General features: G+C 67.3%; 15 protein-coding genes. 6 read left to right on the top strand and 9 right to left on the bottom strand.

What is annotated here, in order from left to right:
• Positions 1 to 12 precede the first annotated feature (12 nt).
• Together ABN273_RS24270 and ABN273_RS24265 are read right to left on the bottom strand one after the other, a co-directional pair.
• Complete coding sequence (locus ABN273_RS24270) at positions 13 to 363, bottom strand: helix-turn-helix domain-containing protein (protein WP_349451275.1); 351 nt, start codon at positions 361 to 363, stop codon at positions 13 to 15.
• A gap of 2 nt (positions 364 to 365) precedes the next feature.
• Positions 366 to 728 carry a type II toxin-antitoxin system RelE/ParE family toxin gene (locus ABN273_RS24265; RefSeq protein ID WP_349451274.1) on the bottom strand — a complete coding sequence of 121 codons (363 nt, stop codon included), beginning with the start codon at positions 726 to 728 and terminating at the stop codon, positions 366 to 368.
• A gap of 460 nt (positions 729 to 1188) precedes the next feature.
• On the opposite strand from ABN273_RS24265, the gene ABN273_RS24260 reads away from it, so the two are divergent.
• From ABN273_RS24260 to ABN273_RS24240, 6 genes are all read left to right on the top strand, one after another.
• Complete coding sequence (locus ABN273_RS24260) at positions 1189 to 3273, top strand: RHS repeat domain-containing protein (protein WP_349451273.1); 2085 nt, start codon at positions 1189 to 1191, stop codon at positions 3271 to 3273.
• A gap of 18 nt (positions 3274 to 3291) precedes the next feature.
• Positions 3292 to 3873, top strand: a complete 582-nt coding sequence (locus tag ABN273_RS24255; RefSeq protein WP_349451272.1) for a hypothetical protein — start codon at positions 3292 to 3294, stop codon at positions 3871 to 3873.
• A gap of 138 nt (positions 3874 to 4011) precedes the next feature.
• Positions 4012 to 4131, top strand: a complete 120-nt coding sequence (locus ABN273_RS59580; RefSeq protein WP_502911124.1) for a transposase domain-containing protein — start codon at positions 4012 to 4014, stop codon at positions 4129 to 4131.
• A 67-nt stretch (positions 4132 to 4198) separates the two neighbouring features.
• Positions 4199 to 4324: an HNH endonuclease gene (locus ABN273_RS59575; protein WP_502911123.1), complete on the top strand. Its 126-nt coding sequence runs from the start codon at positions 4199 to 4201 to the stop codon at positions 4322 to 4324.
• A 13-nt stretch (positions 4325 to 4337) separates the two neighbouring features.
• The gene (locus tag ABN273_RS24245) at positions 4338 to 4808 is read left to right on the top strand and encodes a DUF4262 domain-containing protein (RefSeq protein ID WP_349451435.1); all 471 of its coding nucleotides are present in this window, start codon (positions 4338 to 4340) and stop codon (positions 4806 to 4808) included.
• 155 nt (positions 4809 to 4963) lie between these two features.
• Complete coding sequence (locus ABN273_RS24240; RefSeq protein ID WP_349451271.1) at positions 4964 to 5347, top strand: hypothetical protein; 384 nt, start codon at positions 4964 to 4966, stop codon at positions 5345 to 5347.
• 179 nt (positions 5348 to 5526) lie between these two features.
• Here ABN273_RS24240 and ABN273_RS24235 read toward each other — a convergent pair whose 3' ends face one another.
• The 7 genes from ABN273_RS24235 to ABN273_RS24205 all read right to left on the bottom strand — a co-directional run bounded on the left by ABN273_RS24235 (position 5527) and on the right by ABN273_RS24205 (position 16052).
• A complete protein-coding gene (locus ABN273_RS24235; protein ID WP_349451270.1) occupies positions 5527 to 8433 on the bottom strand; it encodes a glycosyl hydrolase in 2907 nt (968 codons plus the stop codon).
• A gap of 80 nt (positions 8434 to 8513) precedes the next feature.
• On the bottom strand, positions 8514 to 10325 hold the full coding sequence (locus ABN273_RS24230; protein ID WP_349451269.1) for a right-handed parallel beta-helix repeat-containing protein: 1812 nt from the start codon (positions 10323 to 10325) through the stop codon (positions 8514 to 8516).
• A complete protein-coding gene (locus ABN273_RS24225) occupies positions 10322 to 11089 on the bottom strand; it encodes an RraA family protein (protein WP_349451267.1) in 768 nt (255 codons plus the stop codon). The genes ABN273_RS24230 and ABN273_RS24225 overlap by 4 nt, the downstream gene beginning before the upstream one ends.
• Before the next feature lie 8 nt (positions 11090 to 11097).
• Entirely contained in the window at positions 11098 to 13032 is a 1935-nt protein-coding gene (locus ABN273_RS24220) for a DUF8034 domain-containing protein (RefSeq protein ID WP_349451266.1), read from the bottom strand.
• Between the two features lie 2 nt (positions 13033 to 13034).
• Entirely contained in the window at positions 13035 to 13841 is an 807-nt protein-coding gene (locus ABN273_RS24215) for a carbohydrate ABC transporter permease (protein WP_349451265.1), read from the bottom strand.
• A 10-nt stretch (positions 13842 to 13851) separates the two neighbouring features.
• Positions 13852 to 14784 carry a carbohydrate ABC transporter permease gene (locus ABN273_RS24210; protein ID WP_349451264.1) on the bottom strand — a complete coding sequence of 311 codons (933 nt, stop codon included), beginning with the start codon at positions 14782 to 14784 and terminating at the stop codon, positions 13852 to 13854.
• Positions 14781 to 16052, bottom strand: coding sequence for an ABC transporter substrate-binding protein (locus ABN273_RS24205; protein WP_349451263.1), 1272 nt, complete (start codon positions 16050 to 16052; stop codon positions 14781 to 14783). Before ABN273_RS24205 ends, ABN273_RS24210 begins: the two co-directional genes overlap by 4 nt.
• Between the last annotated feature and the right edge of the window lie 71 nt (positions 16053 to 16123).

Here is a 16123-nt window from a genome sequence, read left to right as displayed (position 1 = left end):
TCAAGAGGGGTGTCAGGCTGCGCTGTCTATAGGCTTCTCGGTGACAGGCAATCGCAAGGTTCGGTCGCCGAAGTCGACGACCAAGTCGAGCCGTGCGCCGAGTGCCTCGACATAGCGAGCGATGACATCGAGGGACCCCACCTCGCCGTGCTCGATCTGCGAAACCCGGGCGACGCTCACATCCATGATTGCTGCAATGTCCTTCTGTCCCAAGCCGCGTTCCTTCCGCGCTTCGGCCAGCTGGTGGCCCCTTGCCTCGGCGAGCAGGCGTCGTGCTCCTGCTTCGATCTCTGCCGGGGCGACTCCAGCAGCGTGCAGTTCCCGCTCCAGGTCTTCCCAGTCTCCCGGCGTCCTTTTCGGCATGTTCACTCCTCGCTATCGCTCGTGTAGAGGGTATAGAGCTCTTCGGCCAGCGGGATGTTCTCCCGGTACCACCGCTCCCAGTTGCCTGCCTTGTCACCACCCAGCAGGAGCAACGCGGCCCTGGAGGGATCGAACGCGAAAATCACTCTCATCTCCGAGCGGCCTTGCGATCCCGGACGCAGTTCCTTCAGGTGGTGCAGCTTGCTCCCCTTGAGACGGTCGACGAGCGGCCTCCCCAAGGTTGGCCCTTCCTCACGCAGGGCCGCAACGGCTTGGGCGACCTGGATTGCGGACTCGAGATCCTCCTTGATCAACACACGGAACCAGGCGGCGTATTCGTCCGTGACCTTCACCGTCCACGCCAAGAGATTCTCCCAGATTCAAGGGTAGCCTTAAGTTTTGAGCCAGGCTACTTCCTCGGGACTGAACACATACTGGAGTCAGCCAAAATCACAGAGTGTCCGATGGCTCGCTCAACCATCGAGCCGCGCGCGGGGCACCGGAATCCGGTGGCCTGTTCACCCGATGCCTTCCGCGAGTGGTCCGAGGACCAGGGCGGGCAGGAAGGTGGAGGTCGACCAGGATCACCACGAGGCCCGCGAGCAGGCGCGAGCACGGGGCGACGAGGAGGGGCCGGGCTGCCAATCCTCCATCGTGAGGTGCCACGACGACAACATCAAGGATGCGGGGAGCGGGCCAATCGACGTGGTGAGCGTACGGTGGTCCGCGGCGGCCAGAAGTAGGCCGCCTCCGGCAGGCTCGGCTGACGGCGGTACAGGTGCTCGCCGTCCAGGTCGTCAGGAGTAGAGGCGGTCGGGAGTCACCGTGACCGCCTACGACAGCGACTACCGGCCCACCGCCACCAAGGTCACCATCCCGGCCGGCGAAGGCGACCTCGGCCGCGAGTACGCCTTCACTTCCTCCTACGACGCCGCCGGCAACCTCCGCGAAGAGACCCTGCCCGCAGCCGGGGGTCTACCGGCTGAGACGCTCACCCACAGCTACACCGACCTCGGCTTCGCCAAGGGCCTGAGCTCCGATCTGGGTGGCTTCACCTACGTCAAGGACACCACCTTCACCCTCACCGGCAAGCTCGAGAGCCGCTCACTGGGCGGCAACGGCCAGATCAAGCGTGTCCTCGAACGCGAGCCCACCACGGACTGGCTTTCGCGCGTCTCCACCCAGACCAAGGCGGACACCTCCACCCCGGACACCGTCCAAGACGACCGCTACGCCTACAACGTCGCCGGCAACATCACCCGCGTTCTGGACGCCGCCTCGGCCATCCCCGGTAGCACCGACGGCCAGTCCGAATGCTTCGCCTACGACGGCCTGCTCCGGCTCAAGACCGCCTACACCACCACCGCGAGCTCGTGCACCGGCACCGGTGACGCCAAGGGTAGCGATCCCTACAGCCAGGCCTACGGCTACGACAAGGTCGGCAACATCACCACCCTGACCGACAACGGCCAGAGCGCCACCTACACCTACCCCGCCCCCGGCCCCACCGCCGTCCGCCCCAACGCCGTCACCAGCATCGCCCGCCCGAGCGGTACTGACACCTACGCCTACGACAACAACGGCCAACTCGCCGCCCGCACCGTCGCCGGCAAGCAAGCCACCTTCGACTGGAACCAGCTCGGCGAACTCACCCAGGCCACCGTGGACGGCCAGCAAACCGGCATGGTCTACGACGCCGACGGTGAACGGCTGATCCGGCGCGACCCCGACGGCAGCACCACCCTCTACCTCGGCTCGATGGAACTGCGCCTGGCCAGTGGCCAGGTCACCGCCAAGCGGTACTACACCACCGCCGACGGCCTGGTGGCCATGCGCGACACCAGCGGCGTCACCTGGATGCTCGCCGGCATGCACGGCAGCACCCAACTCGCCGTCAACGATGCCACCGGCACCGTCAGCCGCGAGCGCTACCTGCCCTTCGGGCAACGCCGCGGCGGCGACGACCTGCCCTTCACCGACCGCGGCTTCCTCGGCAAGACCGAAGACGCCTCCACCGGTCTGACCTACCTGGGCGCCCGCTACTACGACCCGGCCATCGCCAAGTTCATCTCCACCGACCCCGAACTCGACCTGCGCACCCCCGAATGGGCCAACCCCTACTCCTACGCCGCCAACAACCCCATCGACCAATCCGACCCCGACGGCCGCCGCGTCGAAGCCGGCGGCGGCAGCTCCGACAAGAGCTACGGCTACTCCCGCGACAATAAGCGGCCCAACGCCAACCAGAACTTCGCCGAAACCCACAACCCCAACGGCGCGAAAAAGACCGCCCGCGAACGCAAAATCCACAAGCAGCGGCACCAGCAATACGAGAAGCAGCGGACACAGAGAGCAAAGAGGGCTCGCGATAGGGCTCGCGAAGAGCTCGCCGCCGACAAGATTCGGACGCAGCGAGAGAACGACGCTATGAGAGCACAGAGTTGCCGCCATCGCCGTTGTGATCGAGGGCGTGTCGAAGAGAATGATGACGTATCGAATATCGTAGGCTCGATCGGCGGCGTCGGCAGCATCGCAAAGGCTGCGTTGACAGCGGCGGCTAGGAGAGCAGCACAGTTTGCTGCAGCCCGCGCAGCGCGAGACGCATATCTAAAGGAGTTGGCCACGCTGTCAAAGACTCAGCGGAGCAAGATATCTACTGTCACCGGAGGGATAAACAAGAGGACAGGGCAAACCGCTTATGGATGCGCCTCAAAAGGCAAGTGTGCAGAAGATGACGTAGTAGAAAAACTTGGAGGAAACTCGAGGGATGTCCTCTTCAGTGAGGCAACGCGCCCCCGAAAGGGGGAACAGCAGCCGATTTGCTTAAGGTGTCAATCCAAGTACAATCGTAGCCAGTTCCCGCGTGGAACCGTGTACGAGAAAAGGCCCCCACGTGGAGCCGACTACTAACGAAAGACCGAAAAGAATATGCCCGAATGGCCTCCCGGTGACGCCCGATGGAGACCCGAGTGGGTCTCCATCCCCGACTATGCCGCGAATATTCCGACATATCTGCGTATTCTTCGCGAATCGAACGATGCCAAGTTGATAGAGGATGCTCGAGTCTCTCTAGAGCATGCCGTCGCATTAAATCATGGGCTTTATGAAGGGGCTTATCATCTCATTCCTTTTCTGATTGAATTGCTTCATTGGCGGACGTCTCGCATCAAGGCTGCGATCTATGACCTTCTAGTAGAAATAGCGTACTCAGAGCCGCTGGGTGAGGCGGATGAGGTTGTCGGCGATGACGGTCGCACACCGGTCGCCCTCGGCATTGCATGCCGCGATCGGCTCATGCAGGCGCTATCCGTCGCATGGCATGATCTCGCCAACGACGACGACGAGGATGTCGTTTTCGAAGCGATGGATTTTATTGGTGCTGTCGACCCCGACAAAGACAGATTTGTGCAGCATCTGCGAAATTCCGCTGCATCATTTAGCGATAAATGTCGCCGTAACGCTGAGGACTGGCTCGCAGAGTACGACGGCACCGAACCTTCTCCATCGTAACGATGGTTGCGGGGGGCCGCGTTCATTACTGGCACTCGCCCTGCCCGGCGGCTGAGGGCGTCTTCGCGCCGGGGCACTTGGGCGAGCTGACCGCGCTCGTGCCGTTCGAACTCGTTGATGCGCGGTCCTTGAAGCGACGTGCAGCGACGACTGCGTGCTCTGCCCTCGCGTGTCGGGGTCTACTTCCTGCTGGCGATGTGCTTGTTCCCCGAGGTCGGCTACCTGTTGGTCCGGCAGAAGCTGACGGCCTCTCGCTGACCACCCAGGTTGTGGCGCCCATCGCCAAAGCCCTGCGCGACCTGCGTCGAAAGGCCGGCAGCGCGGAGTGTCGCCTCCCGAAAACGAATGGCAGATCGATCGCATTGAGCCTAAGTCGCGAGGTGGGTCGGGTGACCCGTCTAACGGCCAGGTCTTGTGTCGGGTCCGTAATAGGGCAAAGTGGGATAAGTGAAGGGCGATTTCCTGTGAGTAGTGAGCTGGAAGGGGCTTACCTCAACCCGGTTCAGCGAAAGATCCATAGTGATGTGGCAGCTCAGGGGTGGAGCTGGATTTGGGTCTTCGATCCTGGCATGGAACGCCCTCCTTTTGCGTACAGCATCGGGTTCGGTTCCAGCTTTGATCAACCAGAGGTGGTCGTGGCTGGGCTTCCGGAGGAGACTTCGGGAAGCGTCTTGAGCTCAGTTCAAGCCATGCTCGCTGAAGGGCTCGCGTATGGAGATGGTGACACCTCTGGCGACATTCTTGAGGGATTCAGTGTGCAGTTCCGGGCAATCTCGCAAGATCTTCTGAACGCTAACCTGGTACAGGCTTCGGTGTTCTACGGAGAGAGATCATTCAGTGCACTTCAGCTGGTTTGGCCTGATAGGGATGGGAACTTTCCCGGTGAAGAACGTGCGCCTGCCTGGCTGAGTGATCGACAAACCCTGCTGCCGTAGCCAAGGGAAACGGGATTGTCGTCTCACATGGGGGACGATTCTTGGAAGTCATCGCTGCTGGGACGAACTCCGAAGAAGGATCAACGACGGGCACATCGACCCAGACGAGCTGATCCGTATCGACGTCTACGGCGGGAAGTAGTGCTCTGATGTCTATGATCCATACGACAGACCCCGACTTCCGCGTGTGTCAGATCAGTTTCGATACTCTGCTCGAGATCCAGTCGGAGGCGGAAGATCGCGGCTGGGCAACTCGGTGGACCTCGGTGGACGCACTCCGCAGCCAGGTCAAGGAAGAAGTTGTCCTCCTCCAGGCGCTGATGCGCGAAGAGCGAGGAGGCGCTGTGCGGGCCTACCGATGCCTTCTGCTCTTCTCGGCCGTGGATGACGGGGATGCTGGCGGAATTGCCACAATCGATCTAGATCCAGCGAGGTTCGAATCGCTGGAGCGACTCGATCGGGACCCGGATGTTCGGAAGGTGCTTGCCCGGATGTTCTCCCTTGCGGTGGGTGGGATTTCGATGGTCTCGAAGAAGTAGTGGGCTCTGCTGATTTCCGCGGTTCGGTGGCCCGGAGGTGGGATCTCACCTCCGGGCTCCCACAGATCCCGGCTTGATGGTCTTCAGCCACCGGCTCTTCTCAACCTCACCGTCAGAACTCGGAATTCACCCCTCCCGCCAGTCCGCGAAGAATCGCGGGCGCAGATGGAGCTGAGGAGTCAACTTGTGTGAGGCACCGCCACGCGAGCTTCGCCGTACGGCACCAGCCGGACAGGACCAATGAGGCCATAAGGCTGGCGTGTCAGCCCGCCGTACACCGCCGGGTCGGCGACCCTGAGCCGGTTGCCGAGCGGTGTCGCCACCTCCACCCGTAGCGTGCGGACGCCACGCCCCAGGTCCACGACCGGATCGAGCTGGTTCACGGGGTCCAGGAGGCGGCCGTCGGCGAGCACCCGGCACGTGTCCGTCACCTCGCCGAGCTCCAGGTACGCCCCGCCCTCCAGCCGTATGTCGGTGGTGTAGACGCCGATGCCCGATACGTCGGCCAGATCGGGAATGTCCGACCAGGGGGACAGTCGGTCGAGGGCCATCCGGTGCGTGGTCGTCCCCTCCGGTCGCCAGTCCTCGACCTCCAGCTGCCATGACGACAGGACCACCGGCTCGGGCACCGGTCCGATCATGGAGGTCACCGTCCGGCCGTCGGACAGAGTGGTCGTGTACGTCCCGGCGCGGGAGGCCCGCACCACCAGCGTGCCCTTCTCGAACCTCACCAGGTCCGCGTCCGTCGCGACGGCGTGCGGCCCCTTCACCGTCCCGGTCCCGAACAGAGCGGGCCGGCCGATGGCCACCACCATCGACTCGCCCGGGCGCAGCCTCACCCGCAGCCGGATCCCGTCGCCGTCCTCCGCGTAGAGCGCCAGCCGCTCGGCCCGCCCGGTCCACGGGTCCAGCAGGTACGGCACCCCGTCGCGGGCCGTGCGGGCCAGCGTGACCTCGTGGTCGACCAGGGCGATCGGCGGCTTGGGGTTCTCGACGTGCTTGCCGTTGCACAGGTAGTAGTAGTCCACGTCACCGGCCACCCGGCGGGCCGTGAGCAGTGTGGACGCGGCGGCGTACCGCACGTCGGGCCGCACGCCGAGGGCGTCGAGCGCGGCCGGCACGTCGCCCGCTGCCGCGATCATGCGCACGCTGGGCCGCGACAGCAGCTCCGCCAGGAGGCCACAGAGCCGCTCGTTCTCCCCATCCCGCGCGACGCCGGGCACCGAGGCCGCCCGCCAGTCGCCCAGCAGTACGATCGGCAGCCCCGCCGTGGCGTATCCCAGCAGCCGCCGCGCCACCCCCACGGTCATCGTGCACTCGCCGGCGTTGAAGCGGTCGCCCTCCACGAACAGCGCCTTGTACGCCGGCCCGTCCGGCGCCAGCCGTCCGTGCGCGACCCGGGCGGCCGGCAGGTCGAGCAGCGGCCCGCTGACGAACTGGTGAGTCCAGCCGATGGGCACGCCGCTCGCAGTGAACCAGCCGGCGCCGATGCCGGTCTTCGTGTAGCCGGTCTGCCGCAGGACCGCCACGTCGGCACATGGCACGCCTTCTCGCATGACCTGGTGAATTCTTGCGAAATATCCGGAAATGTCGTTGATATGCCGCCAGGTGGGCTGGCGCGGCCCCCAGGACTCGGCGTACCCTGCGGTCCCGTTGTAGGGCGTGAAGGCGGCGAATCCCGGCCAGGCCGCGCCGGGCGCGGTGGCGTAGGAGAAGCCGTGCAGGACGGTCTGGTTGAGCCCGGCCGCGTACGCGCCGCCCATCGTGCGCAGCAGCTTCGTCCAGGTGGTGGTGTAGGCCCCGCCCTGGTACGCCCCCGCCTCGCAGGACAGCACCTCGCGGCCCGCCAGGTCCCGGCCGCCCGCCAGGCACCGGTAGTCGTCGAGGTTCTTGAACCCCAGCGACTCGCCCTCGGCCACGTCGAGAATCGCCGCGCTCGCGATGGCATCGGTGCGCAGCCCGTACGGCTGTGCCCGCAACTTCAGGCCGATCGAATGCGCCCAGTCGCGCAGCATCCCGAGATGGTGCTCGTTGAACAGCTCGGAGACCGTGTCCCAGTAGTCCTTGCGCGCGTGCCTGGTCAGCGCGGCATCGTAGGCGAAGACCTGGTCCTCGTCCGTCAGCACGATGACCGGCAGGAAGGGCGCCAGGTCGTAGCCCCGCCGCCGCTCGAACTCCGCCGGCAGCCCGGGCGTCCACGGCAGCGCGTCGCTCTCGATCTCGATGGAGTCCTCGAACAGCGCACCGCCCGCCCGCTTCAGCAGCCTCCGCACGGTGGGCGTGAGCAGCGTGGACTCCCAGTAGTCGATCACTGCCTGGGAGCCGGCCCGGCTGAAGTGGTCCACCACATACGCTTCGGGCACGGTGTGCGGCCCGGACTCCGGACGCTGGCCCGAGCCCCGTTCCCAATAGGCGATCAGCACCCATCCGCCCTCGGCGGGCGCGGTCCACTCGACGCGCCCGTCGCTCACCGGCACCCGCACCACCGAGGCGGGGTCGAGGCCGGTCTCGTCGCGGGTGGAGTTGGCGGGCTCGACCCTGGCCGCCTGGACGAGCAGCAGCTTGCGTACCGGATGCCCGGCCACGGCGGGAGGCGGCGCCTCGCCCGCGTACGTGGTCCCCGCCGGCACCGCCACCGAGCCGTGAGCCAGCTCTTTGACGGCCGCTGCGCTGTCCGGCGTGATCGTGGGAACGGCCGCCGGCCAGGAGGGGCCGATGGTGAGGTCGATGCGCAGGCCGCGCCTGGCCGCCTGGTCGAGCGCGGCCTCGACGGCGGCGTTCCACGCGGGTGTGCCCCAGCCGTGCCCGGCGGGGTCCAGCACGGACTTGTCGCGGATGCTGTGGTGCACCGCCGCGATCTCCGCCCCGCCGAACCCGGCGTCCGCGAGCTGGTCCACCTCCCGCCTGATCTCGGCGGGGTCCACGTGTGCGTCGGGCCACCACCAGCGCACCATCGGCCGTACGGCCCGGCGCGGGTGCGCGAACCAGCCCGCCCCCGGAGAGGTGGCGGAGGCAGGCGAGCCGGTGAGGGCGAGCGCGGTGGCGGTGCCCAGGAAGAGGAAGCCTCGGCGCGTGAGGTTGTTCACGGTGCGCTCCAGGGGGTGCGGGGCCGGGCGGTCACGCCCGGCCCCGGAGAGGTTCGCCTAGCTCGGGATCGGGTATTCGCTTAGCTCGGGATCGGGTACGGGAACGCGCTCGTCACGCCGATCTTGTCGTACTCCATCTTCGAGGTGTCGAAGCCGTCCGCCCAGTTGGCGTTGGTGACCTCGTTGCACTTGTAGGCCTGGTACTTGTCGTCGCTGACCTTGCCCACCTCGACGTTGGAGATGGAGAAGCCGCAGCCGCCCGCGTCCATGTGCACGCCGCGCGTGCCGGAGTCCGGCATCTGCCCGGCGGGGTCGTTGATGACGTCGCCGATCACCATCTGTGTGACGTGGTTGTCGATCGGGTGCGGCTCGACGTTGTGCACGCCGTAGGTGTAGAAGGCGCCCATGTCGCCGCTGTCGAGACCGGTCTCCTCCAGGCGGATGTAGGAGAACTTGTTGCCGCGGGCGTAGTTGTCCTCGTTCTTGATCTCGGGGCGGACCTCCAGGCTGATGCCGTAGCGGGCGCTGTGCTTGACGACGATGTTGCTGACCTCGTTGTAGCCGGTGCTCATCAGCTCGATGCCGGCCGCGTCGCCGGGGACCAGCTCGCCGACGTGGTAGATGTAGTTGTTGGTGAACACGTGGTGTCCGGAGATGGCGCCCTCGCCGGGATAGCCGCCCTCCACCTTGATGCCGTCGCCGCCGATGTTGTCCAGCAGGCTGTCGGCCACCTTGACCCGTTCGTTGGCGAAGTTCAGGAAGACGCCCGTGTAGCCGCTGTCCGAGATGTGCAGCCTGGTCAGGTCGATGTCACGGGTGTTCTCCAGCGTGATCATGCCGAACCTGTTGCGCGGCAGCTCGATCTGCCGGTCGTAGACCGGGTACTTGTGCTCGTAGCCCGAGTCGCCCGGGCCGTTCCACCCGTACCGGTACCAATCGACGAAGTCGGAGTACTGCAGCGCCAGCCCGTCGAAGGCGACGTTCTGCACCCGCCGATCGGGCGACGACCCGTGCAGCGAGATGAGCGTCTTCACCGTCGGGGCCATGACCTTGTCGATGGAGCTCTTCGGCCAGTAGTAGACCTCGCTGTTGGCGAAGTCGAAGTAGTACTCGCCCGGCTGGTCGAGGAAGCGCAGCGTGTTCTGCAGGAAGTAGCGCGAGCCGCTGCGGCTGTTGACGAGGTGGAAGCGGGCGTCGTAGCTGAGCGTGAAGAAGTTCTTGCGGAAGTCGGCCCCGCCGAGCGGCACGGTGTCGGTGAACCAGCTCCACGACCCGCCCGACCAGACGACCATCTGCGCGTTCTTGTCGAAGTCGGGGTCCCACTCCTTCGGGACGTCCTTGGCGTCGAAGAAGAGCCAGTTGTGCACGGCCTGGTACTCCGCCTCCGGCAGCACGGAGAACAGATAGGGCGACCACAGGTCGTCGCTGGTCCTGTTCGGGTAGCGGGCGGTAGTGGCGCGCTTGCCGTCCTCGAAGAGCGTGTAGAAGTTCCGGTCGACCTTGGTCTTGTAGATGTTGTCCTTGTACTTCTGCCAGCCGGTCAGCGGCTTGGCCCCGAGCAGCCTGGCCTTGCCGGGGCCGTCGGCGCTGCGGTAGATGATCTTGTGGCCGTTCTCGCCCGAGTCGGCCTCGGTGAAGTTGATCGTCTTGTCGACGACGTAGTCACCGGTCTTGAGGTTGACCACGATGTCGCAGTTCTGGTGGTTCTTTTTGGCTCGGAGCTGGTCGCGGGCCTGCTCGATGGACTTCCACGGGCGCTGGGCGCTGCCGTCGCCGCGGTCGCTGCCTGACGGGGAGACGTAGTAGTTGCAGTTGGCACTGGCGGCGTCCGTACTCGGGGACGTCAAGCCGCCCAGGAGTAAGACGACCGCGCCCAGGGACCTGAGGATCACTGGCTCTCCTTCACATTCCGCCACCGCTCGTACTCGGCGCGGGTTTCGGGGGTGAGTGGGTAGTAGTCGGAAAGCGCCCCGCCCTCCTCGATGCGGGCGCGGCTGTAGCGCTCCCACTGCTCGTGGTCGGCGGCGGCCTCGAGCACCGCCTCGGCCCGGCGGCGCGGCACCACCACGGCGCCGTCGTCGTCGGCCACGCACAGGTCGCCGGGCAGCGCGAGCGCCCCGCCCACCGCCACCGGCACGTCGTACGCCCACGGGAACAGCTCCGCCTGCGAGGCGTAGTGCGGGGTCGCGCCCGTGGTCCAGAGCGGCAGGCCGATGCCGCTCACCCGGGGCAGGTCCCTGATCCGGCCGTCCACGACGATGCCCGCGCCGCCCTTGCGCTTGAAGTAGCGCACCAGCATGTCGCCGAAGCAGCCGGTGTAGGCGCTCCCGTAGGCCTGCACGAGCAGCACGTCGCCGGGCTCGATGGCCTCCAGCACGGCCCACAGCGCGGTGTGCCGCTCGACGTACTCCTGGCCGAGCCCCGAGGCGATGTCCTCGCGCTGCGGCATGAACTGCAGCGTGCGGACCCGGCCGGCGATCTTCTGGCCCTGGGCGATGGGACGCGGTCCCTCGATGAAGGTCCGCCGTATGCCCTGGGCGTGCAGCTTGGCGCAGGCGGTGGCCGAGCTGATCCGGGACAGCCCCGCCACGAGGACGGGATCGGGTTTGGCGGGCAGCGGCCCGCGAACAGGCAGATCCCAGATGGCGTCGTCCATGTATCTCCTCAGTAGTGCTGGTGTGACGGCGTGCGGACGCGCGCGGTCGTGTGCAGGTCGAGCCGGATGCGGCGGCCCGGCGGCAGCTCGACGAGCAGGCGCGGCCCGTCCACCGTCACCTCCTGCTCCGACTCGGTGATGGGGGGAGAGGTGTAGGAGCGCGGGTAGCCCGGGTAGCCCTCACTCGCCCGGGTGACGACCGCTCGGTCGATGTCGTGCTCGCCGAACGCGCCCGCCTGCACCACGACCCTGCGGGTGCGGGTCAGGCCCAGGTTGACCAGCTCGACGCGGACACCGTCGGGGCGTACCGAGTCGACCAGCGCGGCCACGTCGTGGGGCAGCCCCGGGCGGTAGCGGTCGGCGTCGAAGTAGGCCAGCCTGGTGGGCAGCAGCCCGCCGTTGTAGAGCACCTGCGGGGTGCCGGTGACGAGCTGCAGCAGCGCCTCGGTGAGCACCGGGTTGAGCCGCTGCCAGTGGTGTACGTGGATGGTGGCCAGGTCCGCGTGGTCGGCGTGGATGAGCGCCATCCGCCGCTGCACCTGGCTGAGCGCGGTGGACAGCATGGCCTCGGGGAAGCCGGGGTTGGCGCCGCGCAGGAACTCCAGCCAGGGTGCCTCGTGCCCGGCCTCCTCCTTGTTCCTGAACGGGCGCACCGTGGACCAGTCGTAGCCGGAGGCGGCCCGCAGCCGGTCGATCCGCCCGGCGTCCCGCCGCCCGAGCGAGGCGTGCCAGAGCCAGACCGGCAGGCCGAGCTGCGGCGGCTGGAAGTCGAACCAGCCGTGGTCGTCGTGCCGGTTGGGCACCAGCATGGTGGGCTTGCCGGCCTCGTCGCCGAGCTCGGCCAGCCAGCGGTCGCTGATGCTCATCTCGGTCTCGGTCACGCCGGCCTGGACGGCCTTGTCGTACACGGCCTCCAGGGGCGCGCGGCCGATGGCGAGCGCGTCGTCGTCGCCGGTCAGCAGGTGGGCGTTGAGCGCGGCGATCGCGGCGGCGGCGCCCACGCTGTAGAGGCCGTGCGGCCACTGCCAGCCGTAGTTGCCGCCGTACCAGCGGCCGCCGTGCAGCTCGCCCACTTCGCCGGACGGGCCGACGTTGTCGGGCAGGATCCCGTTGTTGGCCTCGGCCCGCCGCTGCCAGGCGCCGATGTAGCGCAGCGCCCAGTCGCGGTAGCGGTCGTCGCCGTCGTACAGCCAGGCGTTGACGGCCAGGCTGGTCGCGGCCAGGTTGACGGCCACGTCGCCGCGGCCGATGCGCTCGCTCATGGCCGCGCCCATGCGGGCGGCGTTGTTCGGGTCGGCCAGGTCCTCCCACTTCGTGATGCCCGGCAGGTCGCGCAGCGGCAGCCCGTACGGCCGCATGCTGACCAGGTCCGTGTGGTAGGAGGCCCACTCCCACTGCAGCCCGTAGCGGGGGCCGCCGGCGCCGTTGTGCGGGGCGCGGATGATGTCGTGCTCGGCGTCGTAGTTGGCGGAGCCGGGCAGGTAGAGGTCGGCGAAGCGGCGGGCGCGGTCGCGGAAGCGCTCGTCGCGCGGGTCGGCCGCGCAGATGCCGTAGAACAGCAGGAGCGACTCGCCCTGGTGGAACCAGTCATAGCCGCGCTCGAACTCGTCCACCAGGTAGCCCAGCTCGGTGAGCTGCGCGGTCACGCCCTCCCAGTGCTGCTTCGACGCGTCCAGCAGGTCGTCGGCGCCGCCGAGCTGGTAGAGCGTCGGCCAGTTGAAGAACGCCTCGTAGAAGTCGTCGGCGCCGTCCCTGTCGGCGGCGGGGCCGTGGTAGATGAGCCGCCCGTCGGGCCCGCAGTAGCGGTCGGCGAAGGCCCGCCAGGCCTCGTCGAGGGCGTCGAACAGCCTGCGCTCGAGCACCGCCCAGGCCGGTGGCACGCCGAGCGGGACGGTCGCTGTGACAGAGGGATCGCTCGCGTGTCCCGGAGATACAGCTCGCATCTTCACCCTTTCGTTGCTCCCGCGGTGAGGCCGCTGATGATGTGCCGTTGCATGAAGACGAAGAAGACCAGCAGCGGGGCGATGGCCAGCAGCAGCGTCGGGAAGACCACCGTGTAGTCGGTGGAGTACTGGCTGACCGCCGCGTAGACGCCGGTGGTCACGGTGTAGAGGCCGCTGCCGGGGCCGAGGATGATCTGCGGGTTCACGAAGTCGTTCCACACCGAGAAGGTGTTGAGGATGACCATCGTGGCGACCGCGGGCCTCATCAGCGGGAAGACGATCTGCCAGAACGTACGCAGCCGGCCCGCCCCGTCCACGGCCGCCGCCTGGTCGAGCACGGCCGGGATGGTGGAGATGTAGCCGGCGTACAGGAAGATCGAGAAAGGTAGCGTTAACACGGTCTCGAACAGCACGAACCCTCGGATGGTGCCCATCAGGCCGAGGGTCTTGAGCACGTACACGACGGGGATGACCAGCACCTGGCCCGGGATGAACGTGCCGGCCAGGAAGAACAGCATCAGGATCCGGAAGCGGCGCTTGGGGCTGCGCGCGATGACGTAGGCGGCAGGGGCGGCCAGCACCACCGACAGCACGTTGACCGCCACCACGAACAGCAGCGTGACCGCGTACCCCTTGACCACGTTGAACTGCGGGTTCGTCAGCGCCCTGCCCAGGGGTTCGAGCGTGAGGTTCCCCAGGCCGAACGGGTTGCCCAGGATGTCCTGCTGGCCCTTGAACGCGTTGACGGTCAGCACGTACAGGGGGATGAGCATGAAGGCGACGGTCGCCCAGAGGAAGGTCTTTCTCACTGGTGCCCTCTCATTGGTGCGCCGCCAGCTCGCCGCGCCTGCGCAGCTTGGTCACCACGAACGCCAGCGCCGCCGTCACCAGCATGAGCAGCACCGACTGCGCCGAGCCGAAGCCGAGGCGGGAGTCGTGGAAGGAGTTCCACAGGATGAGGTAGGCGACGGTCTGCGTCTGGCCCGCCGGGCCGCCCGCCGTCAGCGACACCACCAGGTCGTACGTCTTGAGCAGCGTCACCAGCGACAGCACGATGTTGACCGTCACCGACGGGCCGAGTGCGGGCAGCGTGACGTTCCTGAACACCTGCCGGCGCGTCGCGCCGTCGATGCGCGCCGCCTCGATCAGCGAGTGCGGCACCGCCTGCAGCCCGGCCAGGTAGAGCACCACGTTGACGCCGAACCCGGCCCACACCAGCACCGCGATCATTGTGATGGTGGCCCAGGTCGGGTCGGACAGGAACGGCAGCACCTGCCCGCCCCACTCGCTCACCAGGTTGTTGACCGCGCCGGTGGTGCCGAGGATCGCCGACCAGAGGAAGCCGACCACGAGGGCGCTGAGCACGTGCGGGTAGAACAGCACGATCCGGAAGAACGTGTTCGCCCTGGAGACGCCGTTCACCAGGACGGCGAAGCCGAGGCCGAGGAGGTTGAGCCCGGCCGTGCCGGCCGCGGCCACCAGCAGGGTGACGAGGGCGGCGCGGCGCAGCTCGGGGTCGTCGAGGAGGTCGAGGTAGTTGGCGGCGCCGACGAAGGCGGGGTCGGCGCTGAAGCCGTCCCAGTCGGTGAGGCTCAGGTAGAGCGCCAGGCCGACCGGGATGATCAGCATCACGGTGTAGAGGACGGTGGCGGGGCCGACCATGATCGCGGTGGCCCATCCGTCGCCGCGCTTTCGCTTCGGGAGGGCGGGTGCTTCGGTGCGGGCTGGGGGTGCTTCCCGGGTGAGCGTCATTTGCGGCCGGCCAGCCAGCGGTCCACGCCCTCGGCGACCTCCTTGGGCGACTTGCCCACGTACAGGCCCTGGACCTCGGTGTTCCAGGCGGCGTTGAAGCCCTTGGGCAGGGTCGCGTCGCCGTACCCCTCACCCTGCGGGACGCCGGCGGGGGCGCCGTCGAGGATCTGCTGCACCTGCTTCTCCAGCGGGGTGAACTCGCGCTCCACACCGGCGCGGAAGTTGCCGTCCTGCTTGAGCTGGCTCTTGACCGCCGCCGGGTCGGTGACGAGCCACTGCACCAGCTTGAGCGCCGCGTCCTTGTTCGGGGTGGACTTGAGGATCATGTACGGGGCCGCCATCGTGGCGCCCTGCGGCCCCGGGTACTGCTGGCCCTTGCCGACCGGGGCGGGGAAGACGCTGACCTCGAAGTCCTTCTTGGCCTTGGCCTCGGCGGCGGTGAACCAGCTGCCCATGATGTACATGGCCGACTTGCCGGACAGGAACGCGGTCTCGGCGTCGGCGTACTTCATGCCCAGGGCGTTCTTGTCGACGTACCCCTTGTCGATCCAGGCGCGGTAGCGCTCCAGGTACGGCAGGAGCGACTCGCCCGCCTTGAGCTTGCCCGCCTTGATGTCCTGCTGCCAGGTGGGGTGCGACTGGGCGCGCGACGGGCCGGAGAACTGCAGGAGCTGGAGCCCGGTCAGGAACTCGCCGCCGGTCTGCAGCGGCAGCCACCCGGCCGCCTTGAGCTTGCCCATCGCGGCGTCGAACTCGTCGAGCGTGGCCGGCGGCTTGTCGATCCCCGCCTTCTCGAACGCGCTCTTGTTGTAGAAGACCAGCGACTGCGCCTGCACGCCGACGCCCACCGAGTAGATCTTGCCGCCCAGGCTCGCCTCCTTGGCCAGCGGCGTGTCCTTCGCCCATGGCTGGTCGGTCAGGTCGAGCATCTGCTTGGAGAGCGTCTCGTCCGCCGTCAGCGTCTCGACCACGTCGGGCGGATTGCCCGCGGCGAGCTGCTGCGGCAGCGTGTCCGCCACGCCCTTGCCGGTCGGTGCCTCGACCTTGACGTCGATGCCGGGGTTGGCCTGCTCGAACGGCTTGACCAGGCCGTCCCAGTACGCCTGAGTGAGGTTCGGGGTGATGTTGACCAGCATCCTCACCGTGACCTGGCCGCCCTCGTTCTGCTTCGCTTGCGAGTCGCCGGCGAAGCCGCCCCCGCCGCAGCCGGTGAGCAGGAGCAGACAACCGAGGGCGGCTGGGGCGAGGAATGGACGGGGGGAACGCATCGCACCTCCAAGGGGGCGAGATCTGCGACGCCTTTTAATGGGTCGATACTCGATTAGCGATTATTTAATAC

Source organism: Nonomuraea sp. B19D2 (genome assembly GCF_040137845.1).
Lineage (GTDB): Bacteria > Actinomycetota > Actinomycetes > Streptosporangiales > Streptosporangiaceae > Nonomuraea.
The sequence above is the reverse complement of the archived record's forward strand: the minus strand, read 5'-3'. Positions and strand labels throughout refer to the sequence as shown.

Excerpts from the sequence above, each read along its gene's own strand:
- ABN273_RS24225 (WP_349451267.1), bottom strand. The coding sequence starts at position 11,089 with ATGGACGACGCCATCTGGGATCTGCCTGTTCGCGGGCCGCTGCCCGCC.
- ABN273_RS24205 (WP_349451263.1), bottom strand. The coding sequence starts at position 16,052 with ATGCGTTCCCCCCGTCCATTCCTCGCCCCAGCCGCCCTCGGTTGTCTG.
- ABN273_RS24270 (WP_349451275.1), bottom strand. The coding sequence starts at position 363 with ATGCCGAAAAGGACGCCGGGAGACTGGGAAGACCTGGAGCGGGAACTG.
- ABN273_RS24210 (WP_349451264.1), bottom strand. The coding sequence starts at position 14,784 with ATGACGCTCACCCGGGAAGCACCCCCAGCCCGCACCGAAGCACCCGCC.
- ABN273_RS24240 (WP_349451271.1), top strand. The coding sequence starts at position 4,964 with ATGATCCATACGACAGACCCCGACTTCCGCGTGTGTCAGATCAGTTTC.
- ABN273_RS24255 (WP_349451272.1), top strand. The coding sequence starts at position 3,292 with ATGCCCGAATGGCCTCCCGGTGACGCCCGATGGAGACCCGAGTGGGTC.
- ABN273_RS24220 (WP_349451266.1), bottom strand. The coding sequence starts at position 13,032 with ATGCGAGCTGTATCTCCGGGACACGCGAGCGATCCCTCTGTCACAGCG.